General features: G+C 62.6%; 1 protein-coding gene. It reads right to left on the bottom strand.

The annotated features are described in order from the left end of the window. Window positions 1-2,372 (bottom strand): immunoglobulin-like domain-containing protein (locus ACQ4OD_RS26265; protein WP_430945212.1); only part of this gene is annotated, 2,372 nt, incomplete at both ends.

Raw genomic sequence — 2,372 nt, 5'->3', positions numbered from 1 at the left:
GGTGATGCCGACGGTCAGCGAGCTGCCGTCCTTGAACACGTCGTCGCCCTGGGCGGCGGCTTTGTACTCGACCTGGGTCTGGCCGGCGGGGATCACCACCTTGGCGCCGTTGGACAGGGTCACGGTCAGGTCCTGCGCCAGTTTCTGGCTGACCTTGACGGTGAACGACGGTTGCTGGTCTTCGGTAACGTTGCCATTGCCGACGATGGTGACCGAAACCTTGTCACCCTGGTTGCCGGTGCCTGGTGTGCCCGAGCCCGGCTCATCAGTGACGGAGGTCTTCACTTCGTTCTGACCCAGGGTCAGCTTCTCGAAGTTGTCCGCGCCGGTGACGCCGGTGATCTTGTTGCTGATGGTCGGCTGACCACCGACGAACACGTCGTCCGGCGCATTGATGGTGGCGGTGCCAGTGGCGCTGCCGGCCGGGATGCTGACCTTGGTGCCATCGGTGAGGGTGAAGGTCAGGCCATTGTGGCCGGTGACCGACAGGCCCTGGGCGTTGGTCAGGGTCACGGTGTAGGTGACCTGGCCGCCTTCGGACACGGTGGTCTTGTCGGCGGACAAGGTGGCCACGACTTCACTGATGGTGTCGGTGATCTGCACGGTGGCATTGCCACCCAGCTCCAGGTTTTCGAAGGTATGGCCCGGAACCGTCGCATCGGTGATGCCGACGGTCAGCGAGCTGCCGTCCTTGAACACGTCGTCGCCCTGGGCGGCAGCCTTGTACTCGGTCTGAGTCTGACCGGCCGGGATCACCACCTTGTCGCCGTTGGACAGGGTGACAGTCAGGTCGTATCCAAGCTTCTGGCTGACCTTGACGGTGAACGAGGGCTGCTGGTCCTCGGTGACATTGCCATTGCCGACGATGGTGACGGACACCTTGTCGCCCTGGTTGTCGGTGCCCGGGGTTCCAGTGCCCGGCTCGTCGGTCACGGAGGTCTGCACCTCACCTTGGCCGAGGGTCAGTTTCTCGAAGTTGTCGGCACCGCTGACGGTCACCAGTTTGTTGCTGATGGTCGCCTGGCCGCCGACGAACACATCGTCCGGTGCATTGATGGTGGCTGTGCCGGTAGCGTTGCCTGCCGGGATGGTGACCTTGGTACCGTCGGACAGGGTGAAGGTCAGGCCATTGTGACCAGTGACCGACAGACCCTGGGCGTTGGTCAGGGTCACGGTGTAGGTGATCTGGCCACCTTCGGACACAGTGGTCTTGTCGGCGGTGAGGGTCGCGACGACTTCACTGATGGTATCGGTGATCTGCACAGTGGCGTTGCCACCGAGCTCCAGGTTTTCGAAGGTCTTGCCGGTGACTGCGGCATCGGTGATGCCGACGGTCAGCGAGCTGCCATCCTTGAACACGTCGTCGCCCTGGGCGGCAGCCTTGTACTCGGTCTGGGTCTGACCGGCGGGGATTACGACCTTGTCGCCATTGCTCAGGGTCACGGTCAGGTCCTGCGCCAGTTTCTGGCTGACCTTGACGGTGAACGACGGTTGCTGGTCTTCGGTGACATTGCCGTTGCCGACGATGGTGACGGTGACCTTGTCGCCTTGGTTATCGGTACCTGGAGTGCCGGTGCCTGGCTCGTCGGTCACGGTTGTGGTGAGCGTGTTGTCGCCGAGGGTGAGTTTCTCGAAGTTTTCTGCGCCGCTGACGCCTTCGATCTTGTTGACGATCGCAGGCTGACCGCCAACGAACACGTCGTCCGGGGCCGTGATGGTGAAGGTGCCGCTGGCGCTGCCGGCCGGAATGGTGACTTTGGTGCCATCGGTCAGGGTGAAGGTCAGGCCGTTGTGGCCGGTGACCGACAGGCCCTGGGCATTGGTCAGGGTCACGGTATAGGTGATCTGGCCACCTTCGGTGACGGTGGTCTTGTCAGCGGTGAGGGTCGCGACCACTTCACTGATGGTGTCGGTGATCTGTACCGAGGCGTTGCCGCCCAGCTCCAGGTTCTCGAAGGCCTTGCCATCGACTGCAGCATCGGTGATGCCGACAGTCAGGGTGTCGCCATCCTTGAAGACGTCGTCACCCTGGGCTTTGGCTTTGTACTCGGTTTCGGTCTGACCGGCTGGAATGACGACTTTGTCGCCGTTCGACAGGGTTACGGTCAGGTCGTGGTCGAGCTTCTGGCTGACCTTGACGGTGAAGGCGGGCTGCTGGTCTTCGGTGACATCGCCTTTGCCGACGATGGTGACGGTGACCTTGTCGCCCTGGTTGTCGGTGCCTGGCGTGCCAGTACCCGGCTCATCGGTCACGGTTGTGGTAACCGAGTTGTCGCCGAGGGTCAGCTTCTCGAAGTTGTCGCCACCGGCAACCGATTCGATCTTGTTGATGATAGAAGGCTGGCCGCCGACGAACACGTCGTCCGGCGCGC

The organism is Pseudomonas sp. WC1 (genome assembly GCF_050586565.1).
GTDB lineage: Bacteria > Pseudomonadota > Gammaproteobacteria > Pseudomonadales > Pseudomonadaceae > Aquipseudomonas.
The sequence above is the reverse complement of the archived record's forward strand: the minus strand, read 5'-3'. Positions and strand labels throughout refer to the sequence as shown.